Source organism: Pedobacter antarcticus (genome assembly GCF_900112985.1).
Taxonomy (GTDB): domain Bacteria; phylum Bacteroidota; class Bacteroidia; order Sphingobacteriales; family Sphingobacteriaceae; genus Pedobacter; species Pedobacter antarcticus.
Window position 1 is genome coordinate 1,033,644 of sequence record NZ_FONS01000001.1, and the last position, 19,202, is coordinate 1,052,845.

Annotated in this window: 18 protein-coding genes and 1 tRNA gene; 12 read left to right on the forward strand and 7 right to left on the reverse strand. The window is 39.4% G+C overall.

The window, feature by feature from the left end; translation table 11 throughout:
* Positions 1-144: 144 nt before the first annotated feature.
* Together BM192_RS04655 and BM192_RS04660 are read left to right on the forward strand one after the other, a co-directional pair.
* A tRNA-Pro gene (locus BM192_RS04655) sits at positions 145-218 on the forward strand.
* A 147-nt stretch (positions 219-365) separates the two neighbouring features.
* A complete protein-coding gene (locus tag BM192_RS04660; RefSeq protein ID WP_037438358.1) occupies positions 366-818 on the forward strand; it encodes a DUF2059 domain-containing protein in 453 nt (150 codons plus the stop codon).
* Here BM192_RS04660 and BM192_RS04665 read toward each other — a convergent pair.
* Positions 815-1,813 (reverse strand): hypothetical protein, encoded by a 999-nt coding sequence (locus BM192_RS04665; protein WP_037438359.1) that lies wholly within the window; start codon positions 1,811-1,813, stop codon positions 815-817. The two genes, BM192_RS04660 and BM192_RS04665, sit on opposite strands and share 4 nt — an antisense overlap.
* Positions 1,814-2,046: 233 nt before the next feature.
* Here BM192_RS04665 and BM192_RS04670 point away from each other — a divergent pair, with 233 nt between their 5' ends.
* On the forward strand, positions 2,047-2,556 hold the full coding sequence (locus BM192_RS04670) for a DinB family protein (RefSeq protein WP_234797506.1): 510 nt from the start codon (positions 2,047-2,049) through the stop codon (positions 2,554-2,556).
* Between the two features lie 25 nt (positions 2,557-2,581).
* On the opposite strand, the gene BM192_RS04675 is transcribed toward BM192_RS04670, so the two are convergent.
* Genes BM192_RS04675 through BM192_RS04685 form a run of 3 tightly spaced genes read right to left on the reverse strand, consistent with a single transcriptional unit; the run spans position 2,582 to position 5,506 of the window.
* Positions 2,582-3,484: a sugar phosphate isomerase/epimerase family protein gene (locus BM192_RS04675; RefSeq protein WP_037438360.1), complete on the reverse strand. Its 903-nt coding sequence runs from the start codon at positions 3,482-3,484 to the stop codon at positions 2,582-2,584.
* 25 nt (positions 3,485-3,509) lie between these two features.
* The gene (locus BM192_RS04680) at positions 3,510-4,481 is read right to left on the reverse strand and encodes a helix-turn-helix domain-containing protein (protein WP_157282784.1); all 972 of its coding nucleotides are present in this window, start codon (positions 4,479-4,481) and stop codon (positions 3,510-3,512) included.
* Between the two features lie 44 nt (positions 4,482-4,525).
* Positions 4,526-5,506, reverse strand: a complete 981-nt coding sequence (locus tag BM192_RS04685) for a helix-turn-helix domain-containing protein (protein WP_037438361.1) — start codon at positions 5,504-5,506, stop codon at positions 4,526-4,528.
* Between the two features lie 114 nt (positions 5,507-5,620).
* Between BM192_RS04685 and BM192_RS04690 the strand changes: the two genes are divergently transcribed.
* From BM192_RS04690 to BM192_RS04700, 3 genes are all read left to right on the forward strand, one after another.
* A complete protein-coding gene (locus BM192_RS04690; RefSeq protein ID WP_037438362.1) occupies positions 5,621-6,121 on the forward strand; it encodes a hypothetical protein in 501 nt (166 codons plus the stop codon).
* Positions 6,111-6,389 carry a hypothetical protein gene (locus BM192_RS04695; protein WP_037438363.1) on the forward strand — a complete coding sequence of 93 codons (279 nt, stop codon included), beginning with the start codon at positions 6,111-6,113 and terminating at the stop codon, positions 6,387-6,389. Before BM192_RS04690 ends, BM192_RS04695 begins: the two co-directional genes overlap by 11 nt.
* Positions 6,390-6,912: 523 nt before the next feature.
* Complete coding sequence (locus tag BM192_RS04700; RefSeq protein WP_037438364.1) at positions 6,913-7,554, forward strand: NAD(P)-dependent oxidoreductase; 642 nt, start codon at positions 6,913-6,915, stop codon at positions 7,552-7,554.
* 33 nt (positions 7,555-7,587) lie between these two features.
* On the opposite strand, the gene BM192_RS04705 is transcribed toward BM192_RS04700, so the two are convergent.
* Entirely contained in the window at positions 7,588-8,058 is a 471-nt protein-coding gene (locus BM192_RS04705) for a MarR family winged helix-turn-helix transcriptional regulator (RefSeq protein ID WP_037438365.1), read from the reverse strand.
* Between the two features lie 136 nt (positions 8,059-8,194).
* Between BM192_RS04705 and BM192_RS04710 the strand changes: the two genes are divergently transcribed.
* From BM192_RS04710 to BM192_RS04725, 4 genes are all read left to right on the forward strand, one after another.
* Entirely contained in the window at positions 8,195-9,244 is a 1,050-nt protein-coding gene (locus tag BM192_RS04710; protein WP_037438366.1) for an HlyD family secretion protein, read from the forward strand.
* 11 nt (positions 9,245-9,255) lie between these two features.
* Positions 9,256-10,836: a DHA2 family efflux MFS transporter permease subunit gene (locus tag BM192_RS04715; RefSeq protein WP_037438418.1), complete on the forward strand. Its 1,581-nt coding sequence runs from the start codon at positions 9,256-9,258 to the stop codon at positions 10,834-10,836.
* Positions 10,837-10,851: 15 nt separating this feature from the next.
* The gene (locus tag BM192_RS04720) at positions 10,852-12,141 is read left to right on the forward strand and encodes a TolC family protein (protein WP_037438367.1); all 1,290 of its coding nucleotides are present in this window, start codon (positions 10,852-10,854) and stop codon (positions 12,139-12,141) included.
* Positions 12,142-12,294: 153 nt separating this feature from the next.
* Positions 12,295-13,398 carry a DNA alkylation repair protein gene (locus BM192_RS04725; protein ID WP_074963906.1) on the forward strand — a complete coding sequence of 368 codons (1,104 nt, stop codon included), beginning with the start codon at positions 12,295-12,297 and terminating at the stop codon, positions 13,396-13,398.
* A gap of 6 nt (positions 13,399-13,404) precedes the next feature.
* Here BM192_RS04725 and pdxR read toward each other — a convergent pair whose 3' ends face one another.
* Together pdxR and BM192_RS04735 are read right to left on the reverse strand one after the other, a co-directional pair.
* Positions 13,405-14,865 carry a MocR-like pyridoxine biosynthesis transcription factor PdxR gene (pdxR, locus tag BM192_RS04730; protein WP_037438368.1) on the reverse strand — a complete coding sequence of 487 codons (1,461 nt, stop codon included), beginning with the start codon at positions 14,863-14,865 and terminating at the stop codon, positions 13,405-13,407.
* Between the two features lie 125 nt (positions 14,866-14,990).
* On the reverse strand, positions 14,991-15,443 hold the full coding sequence (locus tag BM192_RS04735) for a carboxymuconolactone decarboxylase family protein (RefSeq protein ID WP_316930975.1): 453 nt from the start codon (positions 15,441-15,443) through the stop codon (positions 14,991-14,993).
* A 209-nt stretch (positions 15,444-15,652) separates the two neighbouring features.
* Between BM192_RS04735 and BM192_RS04740 the strand changes: the two genes are divergently transcribed.
* Entirely contained in the window at positions 15,653-16,546 is an 894-nt protein-coding gene (locus BM192_RS04740; protein WP_037438369.1) for a GLPGLI family protein, read from the forward strand.
* The gene (locus BM192_RS04745; RefSeq protein ID WP_037438370.1) at positions 16,546-19,191 is read left to right on the forward strand and encodes a hypothetical protein; all 2,646 of its coding nucleotides are present in this window, start codon (positions 16,546-16,548) and stop codon (positions 19,189-19,191) included. Before BM192_RS04740 ends, BM192_RS04745 begins: the two co-directional genes overlap by 1 nt.
* Positions 19,192-19,202: the final 11 nt, after the last annotated feature.

Consider the following 19,202-nt stretch of genomic DNA (forward strand, 5'->3'; position numbering starts at 1 on the left):
CTAATTGTAATACAGATAGTTACTAAAAAACGTACGTAAACGTCTTAAAAAACAATAAATAAATTTTGTAATCCTGATTTATGTTGTACTTTTGCAATCCCAACAACAACGAAGAACTTTACGAAATTCATTGTTGATCTTGTTCGGGGTGTAGCGTAGCCCGGTATCGCGCCTGCTTTGGGAGCAGGAGGTCGTAGGTTCGAATCCTGCCACCCCGACAATTAGACTTAAAAGTCGGCAAAAAACCTTAAATCAGATGATTTAAGGTTTTTTTGTTTTATATCCATCCAATCGGTTCAGACAATTGGGATCCAGGATCGGATCAAGAAAAATTGATTGAAATTGTAGTCAAATAAACAACAACCATGAAAACACCTATTCTAACACTACTGCTTCTATTGAGCGCAACAGTTACTTTCGGTCAGGAAAATAGTACTTACAGAGCATCATTAAAGAAAATGATGCAGGTATCAGGATCAGAGGTTGCTTACAAAGGAGTAATAAATCAAATGATTACCATGTTCAAAGAAAAGCAATCAAACGTTCCCAAAGAATTTTGGGATGAAGTTGCCATAGAAATGAATAAAGATGCACTTAACCAGCTTATTAATTTAGTATTACCAATCTATCAAAAGCATTTAACTGAAGATGACCTAACTGGTGTGATCGCTTTTTATGATACACCTGTGGGTAAAAAATTCGCAGAAAAAACTCCTGTGATTACTCAGGAATCAATGATTGCAGGTCAGGAATGGGATCTACAGATAGGTCAGCAAGTAATCGATAAACTTAGAAATAAAGGATATTTGAAAGATTAGATCATGCCGCTTCCAATTCGGCTTTTGAGCCTGTTTTTTCTTCGAAAAAGATAAACCATACCTATTGATACAGCAACGGTAATACCTATTCCTATTGACCAAACTAATCGTGTCAACAGATATCTATGATAGGAAACGTAATTACTCAATATATAATTGGTTAATGGTTTTAGCCTTTTATTAGGCTCTACAGGATGCGTACCACTGTCAGTGAAAAATTCATGTTTACCTCGTATTTTCGAATACCAAACTTTCCCAAGCGAATACTTTGTAAGGGTATCTGTCGCATTTATCCGTCTTAAACCATATAACATTTCGAGATTCAAAGGCATTACATCCGCATGTTTAATGCTTTTGTCACATTTAATAGGCTCGTAATGTTCGCCTGTCCAATACATACATTTCTCATCTGATAACGGTTCTCTGACCGAACCCACCCTACTCTCTCCCGATAAAAAGAACCCAGTACCTGCAACCGCAAATAACGTGATACAAAAGATCATCGTTCTTTTAATTGAACTTGACCAGCCACTTTGCTGATCCGGCACCTGCGGTTCGTTAGCACGAGGATCCTCTGTGCCCTCACTTTTACCCTCTGGCTCACCTTCGGTTATCCCGGGTGGCACACCTGTACCTTTACTATCGTCTTTACACCTCCAATTCCGATAAGGCTCGAAGTCTATCAGCCATGCTAAAAGCTTTACAGATTCTTCATCTCTGATATTTGTTCCTTTTTGCAAAAAATTGACTAAAGGCCTGAATTTATCTAATTCAAATCTTTCAATACTCTTTATATGATCATTAAACTTGCTTAAAGGATCAAAAAAGGCCTTCAGCATCTCATCATCACTTTTGGTGTATTTGTCTCTGAAAATCTTAAGACACTCTTTTTTTAATTTCAAGCGAGCTGGACTTTCCAAATTATTGGAAAGTTGTTTTTGCGACTTTTTTAAAAAGTAAGATTCTAGCAACTCTTTCTTATATTCTTCGAACATCAATTGAAAATTGAGACACAAAAATAAGGATCAGTTAAGACTTTTCTTTACGGTAAACCGTAAAGAAAATATAACATAACACAATAAATACAATTGACAAACAGCGTGTTATCTATTTCTAAAGTTTCGTAGTATATGGGCAGAAGAGTTGAAAAGCATTGGTAATGCGACTCCCCTATTTACCAGTGATAGTCACCGAGATTAAATTGATTTAAAACAGTAAAGTGCGGTTTATGTTAATATACTGGACGAACAATCAATTACATAAAATGAATGATCAGCAACAACTCTTAGTCTCAGAACTTGAAAAACTACTAAACGAAGGTACAGCTCATGTCGGGCTGAGCGATGCAATCGCTGGTCTTCCTAAAAACCTACGCGGTGTTCAGCCGCATAATTTACCATATAGCATATGGCAATTGGTTGAGCACATCAGAATTGCACAGTGGGATATGCTGCAATTCTCCAAAAATGTGAAGCACCAGTCACCCGATTGGCCTGAGGGGTTCTGGCCAAAAGAGGCTGAACCCGCTGATGAAGAAAGCTGGAACAATTCAGTCACACAAATCAAAAATGATCTGCAAGAGTTTACAAACCTGGTTAAGAGCGAAGATCTATATCAGCAAATTCCAGGTGGTGACGGACAAACCATATTCCGCGAAGCCCTTCAGATAGCAGATCACAATGCTTACCATGTCGCTGAAATTATTATTTTAAGACGCTTAATGAATGCCTGGAAGTAATTGCTCAAAAAGAATTAAATACTTGTTAAACTAATTTTTGAAGGTTCTTTTTGAAAAATTGAATACTTTGTGTGATGCTATCCATAGCGTCACCTGTGCTGAAATTGCCACCCTGTTCCAAATAATAATATTTCATTCCCGACAATTTCACATGCTTCAGAATCGGTTTATAATCAATAGTTCCATTGCCTAATTCGGTATAATCCTGAGTCACGCGATCCATATCTTTTATATGCCACATTTCAAATCTTCCCGGTTGTTTCTCAAAATAGTAAGCAGGATCATGTTTTGAAGCCCTCACTGCCCAATATAAATCAATTTGAAGTTTTACTAAATCAGGGTCTGTCTCTTCCATAATAATATCATAACCAGACCTCCCTCCCAGATCTGCAAAGTCGAAATCATGATTGTGATAAGCCAGTTTTAATCCCGCCTTACTAACGTGTTCGCCAATTAAATTCAATTTCCTGGCTAAAGAAAGAAATTTGTCTAAAGTTCTGTCCTCTGGAGCCAGCCAAGGCCATGTGATATAATTTTGTCCGATTGAAGATGCGCCAGCTATACAGCTATCCACATAATTGAGCATCTCATTTTCAGGACTATTCATATATTTATGTAAGTCGTAATGCCCGCTGGAGGTAGTTAAACCTAAATCGCCCAACAAACGCCTAAAATCAGCGGTAGGCATGTCATAGTAAAAGCGCCCGTTTTCGCCCATTCCATAAGTTTCCAGGTCTTCATATCCCATTTTAGCAACACTCTTCAGCGTTAGTTCAGGGTCTTTCTTCATAGCGTCACGAATGGTAAAAAGCTGTAATCCAAGTTTAAATTTGGACTTCGCTTCCATACTGAATCCAGACAGGGAGTTTGTAAGTAACGCGGCACTGGCTGCAACACTCGAATTTCTAATAAAATTTCTACGGTTCATATTTGGGTTTTAACTAAAATAAGCACTATTCCCGACTCCTAAAAGCAGTGGAAGGAAACTCATTGAACATATTTTTATACAGCTTTGAGAAATATCCTGGTTTTCCAAAGCCGACTTCATAAGCAACTTCACTGATATTCCCAAAATCGCCGCTTCCCAGGAGTACTTGCGCCAACAACATTTTCTCTCTCAGAAAGAACTGTTTAGGACTGAACTTAAAAAGTTTTTTAAATATATCGCTGTACTTAGATACCGACATTCCCGCCATTTCTGCCAACAGATCAACTCCAGGAAAGTTCTCCTGCAACTGTTCCATAAGATACGCCTGAGTTTTCATAACCTGTGCAGCATCAACCTCGGTTATTTGTCTGACAATGACCGGCCCTGTTTCATTCATTTGCTCAATGAGGTGTCCAAAAACTTTAAATGTAACTCCTTTAAGCATCAGTTCGAATGACGGGCTGTCATAGCTGGTATCTTTGAGTTGGTTTAAAGCAAGCCAGGTCGAACTTTTAATGTGACTATAGAAAAACATAGTATTCTTTCGACCGTCAAATGTCCGATCTACCATTAGCGCTGACATATTTTCCTGAAAATATGTCTTCAGCAAAGATTTGGATACCAGTAAACGAAACGAATACATTCTTTCCCCTACAGCAGGGATATAAGTGCTTCTTAAAGCTGCATCTACAATTCCTAAACCGAGCTTGGACTGGTAGCCAACCTGATGTCTTGTGCCATTTACCTGATGCAGACTGATATTGTCACTCAGATCAAAATAAACAATACAAAATTCTCCTTTACTGGCAAGTTTTGTAAACTCTATGCTGGTATGAAATGTGAAATCAACGATAAGTACCATTAAACCTGGCATAACTTCCATAAAATAAGAGCATCCCTCTGCCATATCATCTGGTAGACGCATTTGCCTGGAATTTATAATCCGCGCACCGAGCTGGTCTACAAAATCAGCTCTCCATTCCGAATCCATTGACATTTGATGCGAAATTTTTAATACTCGCCGCTCCTCTGCTGATCCCATCATAAAGAATTTACATACACTTTTGGCAACATGCCGAATTGATTTTTAAATAACTCTGTGAAATGAGAGGCAGTAGTGAAACTCAATTTAAAAGCAATCTCAGCAACGGTATATTGCTTGCAAGCCAACAGCTCCTTTCCGAGTTCCAGTTTATTTTGCATAAAAAAAGCGTGCGGTGTAAAGCCGGTTATTTTTTTATAAAGTGTCTTATATTTTGTCTCTGACATTAAAGCATCCGCAGCGAGTTCTGAAATACCAGGAAACGCATCATTCAGATGTTTGACAAGTGTGGCTTGAGAGGCCAAAATTCTAAAGACATCCCCACTCTCTATTTTACCGATTATAATCTCTCTCGACAATAAAAAACTCAGGTAATCACTGAGAAGATAATATACTGTGCTGCTGAGAAACAAATCATAAGTTACACCTCCTGGTGTGAGTTGTCTGAATTCATTGATGATATGCCAGCTATTGCTGCTCATTTGATCATAATGAATTATTGTATTTTGTTGTCCATCAAAAATACGGCTACGCACATCTTCCAGAATCCCCGCCCGCTCCAGATAAACGCTGAGCATCTTTTTCTTTATAAAAATAGAGATGTTATATGATTTACTACCAGCTTTTATAAGATAGTCAAGATCAAGTTGGGAGTCAACTATAGCCAGATTGTAATCCCATCTGCCTACCGAACGGCTGATATCGTCTATAATATGGACGGACTCACCCTCGGTCAGATTAAAAAAAATACCGGCAAAATCGTTTTCTGTATTTCTGAGTTTGAACAGTACATCCTGATGGTAGGTCGCATCTGCCAGTAAAACTGTGATATCTTCATTAATGGATAGTGTATAACGCGTTCCGGTATGAATTTCCGGCACCAATGTAAAGTTCCCATCAACTGTACCACCCATTGCCCCTGCCATCTCTGTTATCCAAGCAGTTTCAACACCAAAACGATGGGTGACAGTTTTTATCATTAGTCTTTATCTGTTATTTAAAAATAAGATTTGATCCTCAGCACATTTAGAGCGAAAGTACCTTTGTAAGGTAAGATAAACAACAAATACTTATTCTTTACCTAAAAAAATAAAATGAAAAATAAGAACAGAATTGTTATCAGCTATCTTTTACTAAGCTGTGTATGGATTATAAGCAGTGACCAGCTGATTTATATATTTACACCCAACCTTACTCCGGACGGGAGAACAATAATTCACACGATGAAGGGATTTATCTTTATTCTGTCAAACGCTCTGTTTTTGAATTATGTGCTTGGTATTTACAACAAACGAAAAAAGAAAAGTCATTTGTCGCTTATAAGCTGTCTGGAAGATAATAAAGAAAAGCAGAGTAGAATAAGTAAGCAAGATAACCTGTTACGAGAAATGGCCTGGGTAAACGTACATGCTATTCGCAAACCTGTCGCTTCGATACTAAGTTTATCAGAGCTGACTAATACGACATCCGATCCAATAGAAAAGGGCGAATACTATCTGATGATCTCTGATTGTATCAAGGAACTGGACATCGTAGTTTGCCAGACAGCAAAAAAATTAAATCAATTTACCCAGTCGGAACGCAATGGCAAATAATAAGCTTCTACCAGGACATGTAGAAATGTGTAAGCTTATCGACACGACATTATTAATAATCTGTATAGAATCCGGAGCAGATATAACTTATACCGGAACTATAGGTCTTAGTGATCATGAGGTTCCCGAAAAATATAACTTTCACTGCAGAAGCACCAATGATTCTGAGAAAACTATCCGGGACGTAATGAAAAAACACCCACGCCTCCAAAGGGGCGAAGATTTCGGTTTAGCAAAAGACAGGGCCTATTTATATATTTCAGCGTAGCTTTTCTATACTATCCCTGCCGGTGGTATTCCGTTTACCATTGGAATGGAAATACCCTGCGACCCGTTTTGTCCAGTTAACCTGTTGTTTCGAAACATAACAATAGTCAACAATAAAAAAAACACACCTGACAACAGATCACAGGGTAACCCCCACCCAGAATATGATTAGCAGGCTTCCCCTAACCCTTCTCTAAATACACCTAATGGCAGGTCTAAAGAAATAACAATGCAAAACCTATAATAGTAAAAATGGTCCCTGCAATTTTATACTTTTTGCTCAAACCTAAATTTACTCTTTTAAAATGGCGCATCCCGAGAAAATTAGTATTGAACATGATCTATCTTAAATAAGATGATAATTGCTTATTATCCGAATCTGAATTCTTATTTGTTTTTCCTTATACTTGTATTATTAGAATCTCTTTATAAAATACTGACTCCAAACAAAGGTCATGACCTTTGAATTTGCCCGGACTAATTGTACGGGCATAAATTCTTTATGTCAAATTTTATAAGATAATATGAAAACTAATATACAGACTATAGCTGTCCTTGGCGGCGGCGGAAGAACAGGTCAATATCTCATTCAGCAACTCCTTAACAAGGGACTTAAGCTTAGAGTTTTATTAAGGAACCCAGAAAATTTTCAATTCGAGAACCCTTTGATTGAAATCATTAAAGGTGATGCAGCCGATCTACATACCATTCGAAATTTATTAACAGACTGCAATGCCGTTATCAGTACAATCGGGCAGCGTCCGGGCGAACAATTAATAGCCAGGCAGGCTACGGAAAACATTTTGAAAGTTATGTCTGCCGACGAAATCAAACGCTATATCCTGGTTGCGGGGATCAATATAGACACCCCTTCAGACCAAAAAGGACAAAGTACGCTAATCGCAACAAACTGGATGAAAGAGAATTATCCGGAAATTCAGACAGACAGACAAAATGCTTACACGCTGCTCACCCAAAGCCAGGCAGACTGGACCATGGTCAGGGTACCAATGATTGAATTTAGTGCGCAAAAAACTGAAATTGCGGTAGACCTGGCAGATTGTCCCGGTCAGCAAATTACGGCAGGCAATATCGCATCATTTCTGATCGCGCAGTTGTCAGACACGCGATTCTATCATAAATCACCTTTTATTTCTAATATTTAACTATAATCCTGAGCCTTTCAGGCTCAGGATTACCTAATTACCTTCGGCAGCCGAATCAATTTCCTTCTGCTCGTGCAAATCAATCAATTTCAGCAGGGTATCAATGGTTGTTTCGAAGTTCTTAACTCCGACAACTTTTTTATACTCGTCGTGTAACTGGTAAGTTTCCTCCTTCAGCAAACCGAATAAGGACTTCCCCTGGTCAGTAAGATAAATCATAATTGACCTCGCATCTGTCTCACTTTTAACAGTATAAGTAAGTCCAAGACTTTCGAGCTCTTTAATAATTTTACTTACACCCTGCTTGGTAACCTTAATCAGCTGGACCAAATCATGGTTGGAAATCCCATTTTCACCAATATTCATGAAATACGGTAAATGCGTTACATTGAAGTCAGATGAACTGACTTTCGATAAATTATTAGACACCCATTTATCGGTTAGTCTTTTAAGAATATACATTATTCTGAAAATTACCCGCGCATTGGCATCCTGTTTTTCCATGCTGTAAAAATAGGACTTTTTTAAGTATACCTCATTGTCATATAATTGTATTTTTCTAATCGACCTTGATATATTTAGTAAACTTAGTTGACTTTAATAGTCAACTAAGTTTACTTTTGCTGCTATAATTAATCTCATGGAAACAGTAGAAAAAAAACAATCGTCAGCTAAAAAGACGTTAAAAATAGGTTTGGCAGGGTTGGTCTCCATTGTCGTCTGTTATTTTGTATTCAACAAAGTAAATCATGCTTTAAATCACGAAAACACAGATAATGCACAGATCGAAACAAATTCGGTTCCAGTCTTAAGCCGTATACCAGGGTACATCAGCAAGTTTTCATTATTGGATTATCAGGTTGTCAAAGAAGGTGATACAATAGCAATAATTGATGATCATGAATATACCCTGGCTGTTCAACAAGCTGAAGCCGACCTTTTAGGCGCAAAAGCAGACCTGAGCAGTGCCCAATCCCAGCTGCCAACCATCGGTTCTAATAAACAGGTAGCTTCGGCCGGAATCAGTGTCGAAGAAGTAGCAGTACAAAAGGCAAAAAGAGACGTTGCCCGTGATGAGGCTTTATTTAAAGAGGGTTCCATTACGCAGCGGCAATTTGAGAACAGCCAATCTGCCTACGAAACTGCACAAAAAATGCTGATTTCGAGCCGTAGCCGACTCACACAGGCGAGTACACAAACCGGTACAGCTGAAGCACAGATAGCAAAGGCTAAAGCTAATATTGCCGCTAAAGAGACTGCCCTGCAAAGCGCAAGACTTAACCTGTCTTATACCAGAATTATTGCGCCATCTACTGGAAAAGTTGGTAAAACCAATTTAAGAAAGGGGCAGTACGTTCAAGGAGGACAGCAACTTTTCAGTTTGGTCAGCAATGAAAAATACTGGGTGGTGGCCAATTTTAAAGAAACTCAGATCGAACATATGAAAGTGGGACAGCCCGTGAACATCAAAGTAGATGGTTATCCAAACCATACGATCTCCGGAAAAATATCTGGTTTTAGCGATGCTACCGGAGCAAAATTCTCACTCCTTCCCCCTGATAATTCGACCGGAAACTTTGTAAAAGTAACACAGCGGGTTCCTGTGATTATTGATATCGACGATCTAGCGTCACTTCAGACTATTTTAAAAGCTGGTTTAAGCGTAGAAGCAGATGTTAAAATTCATTAATCAGGATGAGAATGGCCGCCGAAAGAAATAAATTTATTAAGATCATTATCATCATTACCACAATTACTGCGGCGATTATGGAACTGATCGATATGTCCATTATCAACGTCGCATTAAATAATATTAGCGGCACTTTAGGCGCGACGCTGGAAGATGCATCCTGGGTTGTAACGTCCTATGCTATCGCCAATGTCATCATTATCCCGCTGACCGGTTTTTTGAGTCGATATTTTGGGAGAAAAAACTATTACCTGACTTCTATTATCATTTTCACTATCGCTTCTTATATGTGTGGAGCCTCAACCTCGTTATGGATGCTTGTTTTCTGGCGTTTTGTCCAGGGTATAGGCGGCGGAGCATTGCTTTCGGTATCGCAGGGTATTTTATTCGACCAGTTTAAACCTGAAGAAAAAGGTATTGCCGGTGGTATTTTTGGAATGGGGATCGTAATCGGTCCAACCATCGGACCGATATTAGGTGGGTATATTATAGACAACTATCATTGGGCACTGATCTTTGATATTAATATTCCAATCGGAATTGTTGCAGCGCTGTTGACCTGGAAATTTATAGACCGGAAAGAGGATGAGTATAACATCGACAGGAATGCTATCTCAATAGATTACATGGGTATTCTATCTCTGGCTATTGGAATAGGCGCCCTGCAATATATTCTGGAAAAAGGACAATCCGAAGATTGGTTCCAAACCGAACACATTAGATACCTGACCGCACTGGCAGTAGTGAGTCTTGCATTTTTTATCTGGTGGGAATTACATACCAAAACGCCGGCCATTAACCTAAGAGTACTTAAAAACCGAAATCTCGTTGGGAGTAATGTACTAACTTTCGTATGCGGGTTTGGCTTGTTTGGTTCGGTCTACCTGTTTCCTGTTATGGTACAGCGGGTAATGGGTTATACCCCTACCGAATCCGGGCTGGCGATGGTTCCGGGGGCGCTGGTTACTATTTTCGCCATGCCTTTTATCGGAACGGCCCTGGGAAAAGGTGTTAAACCTATTTATTTCGTCATCCTTGGATTTACCCTTTTTATACTCCACGGCTATACCAGCTCAATGGCCTCCCCCGATGCCAGTAAAGGATGGTTCGCCATGACACAAATATTTAGAGGCGTTGGTACAGGTTGCCTGACCGTCCCTTTACTCAGTCAGGCCGTGGTAGGCCTAAAAGTGCAGGACATGGCTTATGGAATCTCGCTGAATAATATGTTCCGTCAGCTGGGAGGTGCATTTGGCATCGCAATTATGAACACATATGCAACCAATCGATTCGCAACACACCGGTCGGATCTGGTTTCCAATCTACAGGAAAACAACCCATTACTAACCGAGCGAATTGAAGGAATCAGCCAAGGATTAATAGCAAAAGGTATTAACCCGATGGCTGCACGACAGGCTGCCCATGGAGTTCTGGATCACACCCTATCCAATCAGGCACAAATGCAGGCTTATCTGGATGGATTCCTGCTGATCTCCATATTTTTTGTATGCACAATCCCTTTTATGCTGCTTCTGAAAAATCAGACCATGGATGCTGAGACCAGGGCAAAAATTGCTGCAGAAGCACATTAATCAAATATCAATCACATGAAACGTCTATTTTTACTATTATTTATATGCTCCCCATCCCTTTACGCACAACAAAAAACGGGTGAGCTTTCTGAATTAATCAATGAGTCTTTTTCTTACTTCCCTCAATTCCGGGAAATGGAACAAGGGATTGATATTGAGCAGCAGAAAATCGGGCTGGCAAAAGCCTCCGGACTACCGGTCTTAGGGGTAAATGGCAGCTATAATTATATTAACCCTGTCTCTGAGATCTCCATCCCCGGCGGACAGTCACCCAATTTTCAGATTATGCCTAAAAACAACTACAAAGCGGCAGTAAATGGAAGTTACACACTGCTGGATTTTGGTGTAGTGAAAGCAAAGGTTGACCGGGCCAAAGCGGCTCTCCAGTCAGCGAAAAACGACCTGGATTACAATAAGAATCAGATGGCGGCACAAGTTGCTAACATTTATTATCAGATCGCTTATCTTAAATCGGCGATTGAAATTCAAAATAGTGTAATTTCTTTTCTAGAGACCAACCGTAAGGATACTGAAATCAAATATAAAAACGGAGATGCTTTAAAGTATGATGTTTTGTCGATACAATCCAGCATTGATCAGGAAAATAACCGGAAAATTGATCTTCAGAATACCTTAAACAAGCAATACATCTTAATGGAATATGCAACTGGAAAAAAGGTTGAAGTAAATGTCCGCGGTTTTCTGCTTCCTGGTGTAGAAATCACAGCCGATGCAGCCCGTGCTCTGGAAAACGCAAGGCAATACAATCCGGAATATAAATTACTGAATTCTAAAATTAAAGAAGCGGAAATGGAAGTTGCCATCAGCAAAACCGGGGGTAAACCATCCCTGACTTTAAATGCGGGAACTGGTTATTCAAATGGTTACGCACCAGATATTGACCAATTTAGATATAATTATACTGCAGGTGCTACGCTGTCGATACCTATTTACCGGGGTGGTCAGATAAAAAAACAGAGCCGTATTTCACAAAGTCAGTTAGAACATGCCAAGATGGGGGTGCAGACTTTAAACAATTCTTTCGATAAAAACATACGACAAACACTTACAGACATTGCAAGTAACCGCTCAAGCCTGGTGAATGCCTTAGGCCAGATAGATCAGGCAAAGGAAGCTCAAAAACTTGCACAAAGCCGTTATAAAAACGGCATTGGTACCAATCTGGAGTTAATTAACGCCAGCACAAATGTACAAAGGGCTGAGTTGACCAGGTTACAATATGAATATCAGCTCTGCACCGCTCAGATTGAAATGGCCAGATTAACTGGTATTACCTATTGGTAATAAAACAAAAAAGGTGAAAAAGTTCTGCGGGTCGTCACCGCAGAACTTCAATGCAAAGATGTGTTTAGCCCGGTCAGAGATATCTGATTTGAAGGTCGTCAGGTGGAATGGTGAAATTTTCCGCGATATTCGCAGATACCTAACCTAAATTGAATGGCCAGCCTATTAAAAGACCTCTATTCCCCTGTTTTCTATCAGCGTATCGCAAATGTATTCGAGCAGACCATCCCTGAATTCGACTCAGATCTTTTTATCAAAATGATCTATAGCCCCGATTTCGAGGTTAAGGAACTGAAAGAAAGAATGCGCCATACTACGGTAACCTTACATCACTTTCTGCCCGCAGCTTATCCAGAGGCCACACCGATGATCAAGGAAGCAATTGAGCTATTCAGGAAAAATGGTATTCAGGAGGACGGATTACCTTTTATTTTCCTTGCTGATTATATAGAAGTTTACGGAAAAGAAGATTATGAAACCTCAGTTGATGCACTAGAATTTATTACTCAATTTGTAAGTTGTGAATTTGCGGTACGGCCATTCTTACTAATTTATGGTAAAAAAATGATCAGTCAGATGCTGGTCTGGTCAACCCATAAAAACTACAAGGTCAGACGCCTGGCAAGTGAGGGCAGCAGACCCCGACTGCCCTGGGCAATGGCCGTTCCAATACTAAAAAAAGAACCCGCATTAATTCTCCCTATTCTTGAAAATCTAAAATCGGATCCCGCTGAATGGGTCAGACGGAGTGTAGCGAATAGTCTTAATGATATTGCAAAAGATCATCCGGGAGAGGTACTGAAAATCGCTGCGCGCTGGACCAGATTAAGTAAAGAAACAGATGCTATCATCAAACATGGCAGCAGAACTCTACTGAAACAAGGACATCCTGAAATATTAATCCATTATGGTCTGACTGCAAAGGACATGGAATTCAACTCCTTTAAAATCATTAATCCTGAAGTCAGGATAGGTGAAAGTCTGGAATTTACGTTTTCAATAAGCAACAGGCACAAGGCGAGCCAGACAGTCCGGTTGGAATATGCTATCTATTACAAGCTAAAAAATGGACAGCTCTCCAGAAAGGTATACAAGATCAGTGAAAAGAATTACCTCTCTAATCAAACTGCCCAGATTAGGAGAAAACAGAAATTCATTCTGATTACTACCAGAAATTTCAATGCAGGTACGCATCATATAGCGGTTATAATTAATGGCCAGGAGCAAATCAAAGTTGCCTTTGAATTAGCTGAATAGAGAGGGCTAAAGATTTCTTCTCAAAACCTCCAGCGCCTGCTGTATTTCAGATTCGTTGAGAGAAGCAAATCCCATTCTCAACGCATTTGGACTGAACACTTCATTTTTGTAAAATGATCCGTCTAGAATATGTAATCCCTGTTTTGATGCATTTTCGGACAGCTGTGCTAAATTAACTTTGTCATCAAATACCGCCCAAACCGCGAGCCCTCCTTCGGGAACCTTGAATGCGATAACATCGCTGAAATTTGATTGCAGGATTTCACAAAATAAATTTCTGCGCTTTTCGTAAATCTTCAATGATTTACGAAAATGCCGCTCCATTTCCCCATTTTCAAATAAAGAAGCAAAGGCCTCTTCAAGCAGAGAGTCTCCTTGTCTGTCGATCAGCTGCCTCAACGATGAAGCCGCCTCGACAAAGGCAGACGGCCCGATCATAAATCCTATCCGCAAAGCCGGAGCAAAGGTTTTTGTAATAGAGCCGATATAAATAACATTATGATTATGATCAATACTTGCCAGCGGGACGTACGGCTTGTTATTATAGTGAAAGTCAAAATCGTAGTCGTCCTCAATAATCGCAAAACGATATTCTCTGGCAAGCTTGAGTAACTTTAACCGCCTTTCCATACTCATGGTTACAGTTGTCGGAAAATGATGATGCGGAATAATATATACAGCTTTAATTTTCTTATGCTCCAGCATCTGCTCTAGGTGATCAACATCCATTCCCCTGTCATCTATAGGAATTCTTAGGAGATTAGCACCTGAGTATTTAAAAATTTCGTCTGCTGAGGCATAATTTGAAACACCCACGGCGATATTATCTGATGATTGAAGTAAAAGTTGTGCTGACAAATAAATTCCCATCTGACTGCCTTTTGTGATCAGTATATTTTCCGGACTAACTACCAAACCTCTGGTGTTACCAAGATAAAAGGCCAGGGCCGTCCGAAGATGTTCAGAACCTTTAGAGTCGCCGTATTTTAAAAAGTTTTTCCCGTAAAATCTTTTCGATATACTCCTGTATTCACGCATTAACTGATCTACCGGAGTCAAACGTACATCTGGAAAACCATCGTCGATGGTCAGTATCAATTTTTGATAACTTTCGCTTCTGTGTGTATTTTGAAAATGATTAGTCCACAGGAATGATTCTTTCGGTTCAGAATCCCCTGTAACAGGAATGGATTCGATTTCAGGAAGAACAGGTAGGCTGGAAAACACAAAGATACCTTTACGTTCAACGGATTCTGCCCAGCCCTGACTAATTAACTCTTCATAGGCCAATTTAACTGTCTTCCTGTTTACACTAATTAAGTCCGCGAGTACACGGGAACTTGGGAGTATGCCTGTTGGTTGCAGCGTACCATTCGTAATCAGTGTTATAAAATTATTACATATTTGAATATGAAGCGCTATGGCAGAATTCCGTTTGAGCTGTATTAATGATTTATATGGTAACATACTAACTATACTTTTCTCATTCACAATATAACTTATATAACAAGGTTCTCATTGCAAAATCAGAAACAAAAAAAGCCGTCTCAATTCTGAAACAGCTTCCCTCCCAATATCAATAGAATACATTCCTACTTCGGCATTAGCTGTGTAGCTATTCCGATCCTATTCCAGGCATTTATAGTGATTATGGCCAGGATAACCTGAGCCAAATAACTTTCTCCCAATAGGTCCAGGACATTCTGGTAAGTTTTGTCTTTAACATGATTACTTATCAAAGTAACTTCCTCTGTTAAAGCTAGAATTGCACGTTCTTCGTCAGTAAAAAAGGGGGTATCACGCCAGGCATTTAGGCTATAAATACGTTGTTCCGTTTCTCCTGAATTACGTGCATCCCTGGTATGCATATCAATACAAAAAGCACATCCATTCACCTGCGACGCTCTGATTTTTATTAAATCTTTATGAATTCTGGTTAAGGGGGTACTTTCAATAAATTTTTCCAGATTCAGAATTTCTTTGTAACCAGCTTGTTCTACCTGGTCAATTTTAATACGTGTTTCCATTTTAAATGAATCTTCCATAAATATGTTTTTTTTTGCGATACAAAACTACCTGTATTCTAACTGCCTTTACTACCCCAGTTTAACCATACTCCATGGTCCAGACCTCCCAGTATTCTCCTCAAAGATTTATTTGTCTATTTTTTTAGACTAAATTCACAAATAATTTGTTTGTCTAAATTTATAGACTTAAGATTGCATAAAGATTTCTAACCTTAAAATCAATCTTTATGATCAAATCCAGTATTATCGCAGTTTTAAGCTGCTTCGTATTCATCTCAGCTTCCGCACAGCAAAACGTAAAAACTACACAAGACCAAAGTCAGGCAGAGGAAAACACGAAACATAAAGCCCCGTTTGGGGAATCCAAGATCAAATGTTATTACGAATTTACCCGGTCTTCTACAACCTCCTCTTCCCGCCGCGATACGCTGGTTTTGGAAACCGGAGCGGAAAAGTCCAGGTTTTATGATCCCTCCAGACAGTACAGAGATTCCATGGTCCGTGCAAGTATGAATATTCCTAATCCGGAAACTATAAAATCCATCTCAGTCTTTAAAAGCGAAAATGGAAAGGATCTATCCACTATGCAGGGTACAGTGAGTTCCAGGACAGATGAAGGCGAAAGTTATCAGATATTCAAAGACCTGAATACCGGTAAAATTAAAGTTGTAGACTATACTGCTGTTAATGGTAAATCTTTCGAATATGAAGACCAGGCAGGCCCGATGGACTGGAAAATACAGCAAGTACCAGATACTATCATCAATTCGTATAGCTGTAAACAAGCCAGGTTAAACTTTCGCGGAAGGGAATATACCGCATGGTTTAGCCCTGAGGTTCCAATAAATGATGGACCGTGGAAATTTATGGGGTTGCCTGGCTTGATTGTCAAGGTGGAAGACAGTCACCAGCTATTCAGTTTCTCGCTGGTTGGTCTTGAACAAACTAAAATGCCACTTCCGATTCACATTCCTGCCGGCAGCATAAAATGTAGCAGAGCCGACTTCGAAAAAATGAAGATAAAGCAGGCACCCGGTATGCAGGTTAATTTCAGTTTCGGTAATCTGATCCTCGCAGAATTTCCAGGCGAGACTAACTATATCCCTATGGAGCTGAAATAATGAGGTATTTATATTTTTTTCTTCTCCTTTTTCAATGGCAGCAGACTAAAAGTCAAACTATATGGAGCGGTTCCATTATTGCTGCACCCGATATGAAGGGCGTTGCCGGAATCCAGATAACTGTTAGAACTAAAACTGCTGATTCTATTCTTACCTATTCACGTACTGAAACTTCGGGTGCATATCGGGTTCAGTTTACATCTGCTGCTGATACATTAGGAATTTTCATAAGTGGAATCGGTATGGAAAATAAGGTGATTTATCTGGCTAACCATAGTCAAAAGGTCAATATCACACTAAGCCCAAATGCCATCCAGTTAAAGGAGTTAAAAGTTAAACCTCCAAGAATAAGCCGGATAAAAGATACATTAAACTATTTGGTAGACGAATTTACGGATCAGAATGACCGCACAATTGGAGACGTACTCAAAAAAATGCCCGGTATTGAAGTGAAAGAAAACGGGAGTATCCTGTATAACAATAAGCCAATCAATAAATTCTATATCGAACAGAAAGACCTGTTACAAGGACGGTATGGAATTGCAACAAATAATATTACTGCCGCAGATGTGGCTACGGTACAGGTAATGGAAAATCATCAGCCCGTAAAAGCACTTACAAATAGCGAATTTACCAATGAAGCTGCCATAAACATAAAATTAAAGGATGCTGCAAAAGGGGTCGTAGTGGCCAATGCCCAGTTAGGGATTGGTATAAAACCATTTTTATGGGACAATGAATTATTTGGAATGTTTTTCAAATCAGGGAGGCAGATGATAAATACCTATAAGGGAAATAATACCGGTCAGGACCCAGGAGCTGAATTTAGACATTTATATACTGGAAACCAGAATCAGCAGGATTTGAAACTGAGCATACAGGAACCTGGAGATCCTCCGGTTAATCAAAATAGATATCTGTTCAATCGAGCTCATGCAATTTCGGTAAATAATCTATGGGCATTTGAAAATGATAAACAACTTAATCTGAATTTAAACTATCTGAAGGATGTACAACAGCGGAACAGCTTAGCAAACACCGGTTATTATCTGACACAGGAACAACTATTGGAAATTAGTGAAAAACTCAGCTCTACCAGGCGCATCAATCAGTTTGAAGGTGCATTAAAGTACAATATCAACAGTAAAAAGTATTACCTGAATCAGGAACTTAGTTTTCTGGGAAACTGGGGAACTTCCAAGGGCATTGCAGTGCAACGTGATAGCGTTATTCAAGATCTGAGTCAACCAAATTATGTATTAGAAAACAGATTCGATCTCGTAAAACAATATGGTACGGGTTTATTTAAGTTGTCCTCAGTTACAAGACTTGAACGTTCGACACAGGAACTAATTGTATCCCCGGTGAGTTTCCCGCTTCTGTCAGCTCATTCGGGTTCGGGTATATGGAATCAGGATTTAACTGATCAGCAATGGAGTACGAAGAATAAAATGAGCTTCGGATGGAACCAAAATAAATTCAAACATAATTACACTGCCGGTATCGAATTGAAGGAACGCCTTATTTATTCAGATTTGCAGGAAAATAACCGGAGCTTCGTTTCGGGCGATTCTTTAAAAAACCAGTTGAAGTGGAACGCAGCTGAAGTATATTTCAATCCGGATTTCATCTTTCTGACTGGCAAGTTCAGGTTCAATTTCAGCGTCCCGGTAAAGATAGCCAGCCTGCAGATACGGGAAAAATACAATCATCTGGACCAGGTTAAAAACCGGCTCTTTATTAACCCTTCAATTTATCTAAATTATGAGGTCAACCCTATGATGAATTTAAATCTCAATCTATATCGGAAAAGCACTCTGGGCGAAGCAGATCAGATTATTCCCGGAATTATTATGCAAAATTATCGCATGCTGATGCGCAGTAGCAGCGAACTGCAAGAGATTGAATTGAAAGGAATTTCGGCAGGATGGAACTATAACAACCCTGTAAAATCTCTTTTCATAAACATCAGTAATACTGCAAACTGGAAAATGAGTAACTTAATTTACAGTTATGCCTTTAACGGCGGGTTTCAGGTACTGACCGCTTATATGCTGCCAAACCAAAGTTTCTCCAACCGGCTTTCCACGCGGATAAGCAAAGGCATAGATGCAATTAAAGGCACTTTTACAATGGAAGCGGGTTATAGTGCGGATAAGGGTGAACAAATAAGCCAGGAGGAATTCTATAAGTCCATTTACGAGACCATTAGCTTCAAACCCGCTTTTTCAACCCGTTTTCGACCCTGGATTAGTGTGGCAGGAAGTCTCTTATTTAGTAGCAGCAGCAATAAAGTTTATGGAATACCAGATATATTCAAACCAGTGCGCATGCAATTACAATCCTCACGGCTGAATTTCTTTCCATCTAAAAAACTAACAATTTACGTTTCACATGAGAGATATTACGTTCAAAATATCTATACAGGAAGCAAAACAGTACATTTCGCTAACACGGGAATGCAGTACCGGTTTAAATCTATTGACTTCAATATGGACTACACTAATTTATTTAATACAAAAGACTATGTAACGGCAAACTATGATGCTATCGGTTACCGTATAGTTGGTTACCTATTAAGGCCGGCGCAGCTTATGCTAAAGGTCAAATTTAATCTGCGCGGCAAAACCCGCAACAATGAATAATCAAAATCATT